Annotated in this window: 6 protein-coding genes; 4 read left to right on the top strand and 2 right to left on the bottom strand. The window is 51.6% G+C overall.

What is annotated here, in order from left to right:
• Positions 1 to 4,373: cell surface protein SprA (gene sprA / locus ACESLU_RS08210; RefSeq protein ID WP_372637719.1), on the top strand; the 4,373-nt coding region annotated here is incomplete at its 5' end.
• Here sprA and lnt read toward each other — a convergent pair.
• Together lnt and rsmI are read right to left on the bottom strand one after the other, a co-directional pair.
• A complete protein-coding gene (lnt, locus tag ACESLU_RS08205) occupies positions 4,370 to 5,968 on the bottom strand; it encodes an apolipoprotein N-acyltransferase (RefSeq protein ID WP_372637717.1) in 1,599 nt (532 codons plus the stop codon). The two genes, sprA and lnt, sit on opposite strands and share 4 nt — an antisense overlap.
• Positions 5,965 to 6,648: a 16S rRNA (cytidine(1402)-2'-O)-methyltransferase gene (rsmI, locus tag ACESLU_RS08200; protein WP_372637714.1), complete on the bottom strand. Its 684-nt coding sequence runs from the start codon at positions 6,646 to 6,648 to the stop codon at positions 5,965 to 5,967. Before rsmI ends, lnt begins: the two co-directional genes overlap by 4 nt.
• 342 nt (positions 6,649 to 6,990) lie before the next feature.
• Between rsmI and ACESLU_RS08195 the strand changes: the two genes are divergently transcribed.
• The 3 genes from ACESLU_RS08195 to ACESLU_RS08185 all read left to right on the top strand — a co-directional run.
• Complete coding sequence (locus tag ACESLU_RS08195; protein ID WP_372637711.1) at positions 6,991 to 7,383, top strand: VOC family protein; 393 nt, start codon at positions 6,991 to 6,993, stop codon at positions 7,381 to 7,383.
• 187 nt (positions 7,384 to 7,570) lie between these two features.
• Entirely contained in the window at positions 7,571 to 8,167 is a 597-nt protein-coding gene (locus ACESLU_RS08190) for a nucleotide exchange factor GrpE (protein ID WP_372637708.1), read from the top strand.
• A 28-nt stretch (positions 8,168 to 8,195) separates the two neighbouring features.
• Positions 8,196 to 8,967 (top strand): DnaJ domain-containing protein (locus tag ACESLU_RS08185; RefSeq protein WP_372637705.1); only part of this gene is annotated, 772 nt, incomplete at its 3' end.

Here is an 8,967-nt window from a genome sequence, read left to right as displayed (position 1 = left end):
TTCGGGACCTGCTGGAGAATGAGCCGGAGCGCAGCTGGGGAGGGATGACGACGACGCTTCCCGCCGGACAGGAGGATCTCACGCAGAATAACATTGAATTCCTGGAGTTTTGGGTGCAGTCGGTCCTGCCCGGGGGACGTGCACCGACGGTGCAGGATCTGGAGGATTATGAGGGGAAAATTTATATCGATGTCGGGGTTGTTTCCGAAGATGTAGTCCCGAATTTCAAGACCAACACTGAGGATGGGTTAGTCCGCCGGCCCGATGACCTGCAGCAGGACAATTTAAGCAACGATCCCCGTTCATATCTCCCGGTTCCGCCTCCCGCACCGGAGGGACAGTTTTCCAACGAGACCCGGGAACTGGAAGATGTAGGGCTGGATGGAGCTCCCAACACCGAAGGATTTGACAATAAAAACGAGCAGGCGCTTTTTTCTGATTTTATCAATGCTATGAATGCGGCTTACGGGGCCGGCAGCAGTGAATTCAGTGCCATTGCGTCGGATCCCTCCAACGATGATTATGTGTATTACGGCGAGGAAAAGGTCGATGGATTGCCCCTCCATGAACGTTTTCACCGGATGCACGGGTACCACGAGGGCAATAGTCCGCCCAACACCGGCGACAAGCGTGCGGTCACGAATAAGCCGGACACGGAGGGACTCATTACACCTTCGATCGTGGAACAAAACAACGCCTATTTTCAGTACGAAGTGGACTGGAATCCCGCTGATATAGATGAAGTGCCGGTGGGGACAGAAGAGGGTTTTATTGTTGATAAAGTTGATGGTCCCAACCAGCATGACCGCTGGTACCAGGTTCGCATTCCGCTGGACGACTGGATCCGCAAGGTTGGGAACATCGAGAATTTCCAAAATGTTTCGTACATCAGGCTGTGGCTCTCGGGTTACGAAAAGCCGTTTACCCTGCGTTTTGCCACCTTCGAACTGGTCGGCAGCCAGTGGCGTATTGCCGACAATGTGGACCAGGAACAGGCGCCGATGCAGGGAGAGATGAATGTCTCTTCCGTCAATATCGAGGAAAACAGTCAGCGTCGCCCCATACCGTACCGGCAGCCGGAGGGCGCCATCCGTGCCACCAACCGGGGACGTCAGCGGCAGACTATCGCCAATGAGCAGTCAATAGCCATGGGTATCCGGAATTTGGGGCCCGGGGAATTAAAAATGATGAAACGGGTGTACCCCGGGGGACTGAATATGATTCACTATTCCAACGTGCGGATGTATGTGCATGGTGAGGGATATGACCATCGCGGAGATGCGGAGCTGGTCGTACGCTATGGAACCGACCTTACCAACAGCTACTATGAATATCGTCAGCCCATATCGCCGTCGGATCCGGATTATCCGTATAGCCAGAAACCGTCGAGCGAGTTAAGCAGCGGTGAGTTATACGAGGAAGCCGAGCAGGTTTGGCTGTACGACGAAAACAGCATGAACATATTGCTTCGGGCTTTCAACGAGCTCAAACAGCTGCGCAATCAGCAGGGAGACAATCCTTCCGAGTTGTATGAGCGTTCGGATCTTCTTGAAGAAGCCCCCCCCGGAGCGGTGATCGCTGTAAAAGGCAATCCCTCCCTGGACCGGGTCGGTGAAATTGGGATCGGCATACAAAACCCGTTTGATCCGCAAAAGCCGGGCAATGGAGGCGTGTCTTCCCTGGACGGGCAGTTCTGGGTTAACGAGTTGCGCGTTTCGGGCTTTGATAACCGGTCGGGCTGGGCGGCGAATGCCAAAGCGACTATAGAATTGGCCGATTTTGCCTCCTTCAACGCTAATCTGAATCGTGAGACCGACGGATTCGGCGCCCTGAATTCAAGACTGGGTCAGCGCAGACTATCCGACGTGATAGCGTATGATCTCAATTCGACCGTCAACATGCATAAATTCATCCCCAACCGTTACGGATGGAATATTCCCGTCACATTATCCACCCGTCAATCCAATTCGACGCCGCGTTATCTGCCCAATCAGGGAGATGTAGGATTGGAAGATTTTAAAAATGCCGTATATGCCCGCTCTGATCTCAGTGACGTACAAAAAGAGCGGTTGATTGAAGAGCAGCTGTTAGAGAGTCAGACGGATGTTGAAAGCTATTCGGTGAATATTTCAAATGTTACGAAAACACGCTCTCAATCCAGACTCGCACAATATACGCTGGACAAAACGACACTCAACTATATTTATAACACCACCGAACGAAGAAACCCGCAGTATTCCCGGCAGGATAACTGGAATTACAGCGGTTCACTTCGGTATAACCTGAATTTTCAAAGCACCCGGCTTGTTCGTCCCTTCGATTTCCTGGGAGATCTGCCCCTGCTGCACCCGCTGGCAGGACTAAAACTGGGGTATACGCCCGCTTCTATTACCGCTTCTGTGGGCATTGACCGGGAATATAACGAACAGTTGCGGAGGACCTCAGCCCGACAGTCTGACAACCTGTTACAGCAGTCCCACAGCTTTACCTATGATACGGAATTCGGCCTCGGCTATAACCTTACGCCAGCGATCAAGACCTCGTTCCAGACGCGTTCCGTTTTCGATCTCTCCCGCTCGGGCATTGACCGAAGTGCTATAGATCCTGCCGGCGATGTCGGCCGATACGAGGTGCGCCCGAGCTTACTCGTACTGGAGGAACTGGTACTCGATACGTTAACTTCGCGCAGAAGCAACTACCAGGAGGCCTATACAGCCGGGTGGCAGCCCGACTTTAACGCCATTGAGGCCATAAGCTGGGCCAGCTATTCAGCCAACTACGGCGGCGGATACCAGTGGAGAAATAGTCCCCTGGGATCGGAGCTGGGCGCCAATTTATCCAACAACGTATCGTTGGATCAGTCGCTTGACCTGGACCTGCAAGCGCTGCTGGAGCGGATACCGTGGTATCGCAGTCTGAGGGAAGATAACAGCGCCTATCGAGCTCGGAGGGACGCGGCGGCGGATACCTCTGACTCAGAAAGAAACAGGGAACTGCAGGGCTTTGCGCGAAAGGGAATCCAGGCCCTGCTCAGCATCCAATCGCTTGATATATCATTCAATGTTTCCAAAAGTTCGATGCAGAGTGGTTATTCCGGGGGATCCCGCTTTTTCCACATGTTTAACAGCGGGGGAAACCGGTTTTCGCCGCCCTTTTCATACCGGACCGGCTTTACCGATGAAATTGGTTTTTCTAAGCTTATCGACAATCCCGGCGAGAACAGCGTACAGCTGCCTTCGAATCGGAATTTGTCGGATGACTTAACGGTGGGGACTCAATTCCGTCCCTTTGAAAATCTGACGATTGATCTCACCTGGAACACGCAGTGGAATAAGACCAACACCGAATCAATAACGCTTGACCCGGATGAGAGCTTCAACGCGGTACGCACAGAGAGCGGTCGGATCAGTTCCAGTATCTGGGCTTTTGGCGGTGGGTACGGCTCCTTTTTTCGCAAACAACTGCAGACGGCTTTTGCCGATATCAATGCCCGGAGTAACATAATATCCGATTCCACCGGCAACCGGGATGGACGCTCGGTATTGGGCAAGGAATCTCTCCAGGAGGACTTCCGTGAGTCCTATCTGGGAGTCGGTACCGGTACGGTGGGCAGTCGAAACGTTACGCCCTTTCCGCTGCCCGGGTGGCGTGTCACATGGACGGGCCTGGAATCCTTTTTTCCTTTTGTGGGCGATCTGATGACAAGAGCTTCCGTTACCCATAACTATAGGGGATTATACCGGCTGGGCTGGGTTTTTAATGCAAACCGGGATTTGTTGCCCGATATCTCACTGGGAAATTATACGGTCCGGAACGGGCGTCCCGCCTACGAGGCAAACACCATCAATATCGAGAAGAGATTCAGTCCCCTGCTGGGATTAAACATTACCTGGGATTCGAACCTGCGTTCCAACCTGCAATACGAATACAGCAAGATAGCCAGCCTGGCGTTGTCGAACTCCACCGTCATAGAACGCCTCTCGCGGGGACTGAGGTTTACCTTTGCATATACGGTCCGCGATTTTAAGGTTCCTTTCTTTCCGCGCATAGAAAATGCAGTCGACTTTACACTCAACGGCAGTTTTATCGAGGATGAGGAAAAGAAATATGTCCTTGATTCGGATATAGGAAGTATTCTTGAGGGAGGAAGCGGGAGCGGGCAGGATGCCAACCAGTACGATTACTCCCGCAGCTTTACCGGGGGACAATCACGGATCAATGGCTCGGCAGTGGTGGGTTATCAATTTTCCCAGACGATCCATGCGAATTTTGAATATGCCTATAACCGGTTGATCCCGAAATCCTCCAATATCTATGCCCGCACCGACCACGACATTCGCTTTAACATCGTGGTGTCCATTCGCTCTGACTAAAAGAAGGAGCTTTTTCGGCTGTTTCCCGTGAGAAATATATAACCGAGGCCTGCAAAGGCAAGCAGCAGCAACCCAATAGGCAGCCAATCCCCGAAACGGGCATAAAGCGTCCGGGAGGTAAGCACCGGCACATCATAGCGAAAAGCGGTGGTTTCTCCGTACATTGTTTTCACTTTTGCGAATCCTTCGGAATCAATAATGCCGGAAATACCGTTATTGGCGCTACGCACGATCCAGCGATCGAACTCAATGGCGCGCAACCGGGCATAGGCAAAATGCTGGGCATGTCCGCTGGTGTTACCCCACCAGCCGTCGTTGGTGATGATGGTCAGGTACCCGGCCCCCTGTTGCACAAACGTGCGTATCCAGCTGGGATAGACTGAATCATAACAGATGAGGGCCGGGGTTTTGGTATTCTTCACGGTGAACTGGTTGGCTTCCCGGCCTTTTCCGTATCCCTGGATGCGACTCCAGTTCACCCACCCGAAGACGTCAACTTTATTTAGGAAATGTACAAAAGGGATGCGTTCAACAATGGGAACGAGGTTGTGCTTGCGGTAAACCTGTATGGATTGATCGGGTTGAAAATGTAAAGCGGCATTAAACGGCAGATAAGGACGGTTTTGAGAATCGTGGTAGGACAGGGCAGGTGCCTCATCGGGCTTATAAAATTCAAAATATGTTGAGCCCGTAAGAAGCGTAGCATCCCAATCCCGGGCTTTCTGGGAGAGCAATCGTTTGGTGTTGCCGGGCTCTTCGCCGAAGTGATCGAGGTTGGAAATATCCGACTGAACGGCATTTTCCGGCCAGGCGACCAGATCGGTATCCTGGGTACGGAGGGAATCGCTGAGCAGGAGCAGGTGATCGGTTGCCCTGCCAGCGGTGGCAAAGCCGCCAAAGCGTTCATACGAGTCAAAATTGGGCTGTACGACCACCACCTCGTGAATGGCTTCCGTCTCCGGATCGGCTGAGGGGCCCATCCAGAGCATGGCAAGGGATAGCAGGGGAAAGGCCAAAAAAAGGGTGCCGAGCGGAATGAGGGTACGGCGGCTTGTATGGTTAATCGCCTGGTAAGCCAAACCGGCCGTGAACAATACCCAGAGAGAAACGCCCCAGAAGCCGGTCAGGGAAATATACTGGATGAGCTGGGGGACATTAGCCCAGGCGTTGGCTGCTGTCAGCCACGGCCAGGCGAGGTCCCAGTGATGATGAAGGTATTCGAAAGTGATCCAGCAGGCGGCCTGAAGCAGGGCGGTGAGCCAGGGAGAAAGGTCAGAGCGCTGACAATGGTATTGCGCTATCACCGGGAGGGTCATCACGGCAGCGTTAGCCAGGATGGCGGCCATCCCGCCGGCCAAGGTAGCCAGCATCAGCCAGTAGGTGGCAATAAGGTTCCAGAGAAGAAAACCGGGATACGTCCAATAGGCCGCCTCGCGAGCCGATGACGAGAGGTCGATGATCCGGAAGATACACAGAAACGCCGGAAAGACCAGGAAAGGCAGGGGAAAAGGGGGATAGCTCAGCCCGAGCAGAAGACCCGCTGCAAGGGTTAACATCCATTTAGTGTTCCAAAAGCTATCTAAGGTGCGTTTCATTCGCTGTAGCCTTTTGGGGCAATGATAACAACTATTTCCCCCTTTATTTCATCTCTCAATTCAAACCGGTCACAGACTGATTTCAGCGGACCGCGGACGATCTCCTCAAACTTCTTGGTGAGTTCGCGGCATACCGCCGTTATCCGTTGGTCCCCCATATAGGCTCGCAGCTCGTTGAGGAGCTTTTGAAGGCGGTAGGGACTTTCGTAGAGTACGACGGATCGATCCTCTTCAACCAGTTGTTTGAGCCGTTTTTGGCGACCCTTCTTCTGCGGTAAGAATCCTTCAAACACATATTTGTCGCAGGGAAGTCCGCTGGCCACCAGGGCCGTGGTGGCGGCATCGGGACCCGGAACAACCGTGACCGTATGTCCCCCCCGGTGGGCCGCCCGAACGGCCAAAAATCCGGGATCTGAAATACCCGGCGTCCCGGCGTCCGAAATGATAGCGACATTCTGACGGGCATCCAGAATATTCATGATATGGTTCACCTTCTGATGTTCATTGTGCTGGTGAAAAGCAAAGGTTGAGGCATTGATTCCCAGGTGATTGAGCAACACCCCTGAGGTTCGCGTGTCTTCGCAGGCAATATAGTCTACAGCCTCAAGCACGTCAGCCGCCCGCGCTGAGATATCTTTTAAGTTTCCGATAGGGGTTGCAACAATGTAAAGCGTACTCAAAGTCGAATATTGAATTTAGATTAAAAATAAGGGCCGGCTATACAAACCGCTCCGGAGATTTACGCGGTATATATTAATAAATTATGACGGAGGTTGTTATTCCAAAATTGAAAAAGATTAATTAAATCGCATCTCCCGTATCCTGTGGTTAAGCCTGCCGGCCACCGATGAATAACGGGGGCCGCCTCGCGGGTAATCCATTAACGGATGTAGGTAAATAGGGCTGCCAGGCTGCAAATAAGTACCAATCTGTGGATGAACTTTAATGGTAAAAAGGCTATACTAAGCTGCCCCGATGCAGAATAAAAACAGCCGTTAACATAGTTGAATGGAGCCAGTATTATGACAGATTTTAATCCCTCAGGTATTAATCATATAACGATTCGCGTGAATGATATTGAGCGTGCCGAAGAATTCTATGGTGATGTTTTAGGATTTGAGCTCGTACGAAAAATGGGTAAAAGTATGGCCGTCTATCGTGTAGGCGGCAAGGATACACTGGTGCTGGTAGAGGCAGAAACAAGTTATGATCCTTCATCGCGGGATTACCGGGTCGATCATTTCGGATTCTTTTTGGATTCTGAAGAAGAGGTTGATGAGATGGCAGAGTACCTCCGTCAGAAGGAAGTGACGGTTCTCAGCGGACCTGCGAACAGGAAGCGGGGACGGTTTGTATTTGCGTCCGACCCCGACGGTAATATGATTGAGTTTTTCTACGAAGAGGATGACGAGTAGGCTATATTCATCCCGAATTTGTATGTTATCCCCCATCCTGACAGTCTGAACCATTTTACAGGAAGGGGAGGACAACCTACGTAACTTTGTCAGCAGATAAAGTGGGCTGACTTGATGGCATGTTATTTGCATATTTCCATCCCAAGGAAAGAAACGGTGTTTAACAGATAGAATTATTGATAAACAAATGAGTGATACAAACGAAAAAGAAATAAAAGAACCGTCGGTCGAAGAACCAGAAAAGCGGTCGGCCGAAGAAGAAAAGGAAAGGGTCAGCCGTTACGAAGATTTAGGAGAAGAAGAACTCCGGGAGGTGCTGGCTGAGAAAGAGCAAAAAATAGAAGTGCTTGAAGAGGATCTTTCCGAAGCTAAAAATATGCATCTTCGAAAGGCCGCGGAATTAGAGAATTATCGCAAACGGGTGCAACGCGAGCGTTCTCAGCTGTATGAGACTGCGAAAGCCAATGCGCTGGAAGACTTCCTGGATGTAAATGACGACCTGCAGCGGACACTCAGGGCTGCGGAGGACCTGGATGTAAATGAGACTTTTTTGGATGGCGTACTGCTGGTAGCCAATAAATTTGAAGAAATTCTAAGGAAAAACGACGTTGAACGCATTGACGAAGTGGGTGTTCCTTTTAATGTGGATTACCATGATGCCATGATGCGCCATAAGCCCGAGGATGATGATATTGACAGCGACATTGTTCTCGAGGTGGTCGAAAATGGATATCGCATGGGTGAGCGTACAATCCGCCACGCTAAAGTAATTGTAAGCGAATAATTTTTATAAGGTTAAGTAAGCTTTTTTCATGTCCAAGAAAGACTATTACGATATACTCGGTGTCAGCAAGGATGCATCGGATTCTGAGATTAAGAAGGCCTATCGAAAGCGGGCCATGAAATTTCATCCCGACCGTAATTCTGAAGACCCGGATGCGGAACGGAAGTTCAAGGAGGCCTCTGAGGCCTATGAAGTGCTTAGCGACTCCGAAAAGCGTCAGCGATACGATCAATTCGGCCATCAGGGTCTAAACGGTGGTTTCGGGGGACGTGGTGGCGCCGGGTTTGAAGATATCGGCTTCGAAGATATTTTCAGCCGGTTCAGTGATATCTTCGGTGGAGGCGATCCATTCGGGGGCGGGGGACAGTCGCGCGGCCGCCGGTCGCCGGGACAGCCCGGATCGGATATGAAGCTTCGTATCGAATTAAGTCTTGAGGAGATCGCTTTCGGAACCGAGAAGAAGCTGAAAGTAAAAAAGCAGATCAAATGCGATGCCTGCAACGGCACCGGTGCTGAAACGGAAAGTGATTTTGAAACCTGCAGTACCTGCGACGGGATGGGACAGGTACGCCAGGTGCGAAAAACGATGCTGGGACAAATGGTAAACGTGCAACCCTGTCCGGAATGCGGGGGCGAGGGACGAATTATCACTAAGAAATGTTCCAAATGCCATGGAGAAGGCCGGTACAGAGGCGAAGAGAAAGTCCAGGTACGGGTTCCGTCCGGCGTTTCGGAAGGAAATTACATCACGATGCGAGGCCAGGGCAATGCCGGTAAACGCGGTGGAGAAGCCGGCGATC

It is taken from the genome of Fodinibius sp., from assembly GCF_041642155.1.
Classification (GTDB): Bacteria; Bacteroidota; Rhodothermia; order Balneolales; family Balneolaceae; genus Fodinibius.
The sequence above is the reverse complement of the archived record's forward strand: the minus strand, read 5'-3'. Positions and strand labels throughout refer to the sequence as shown.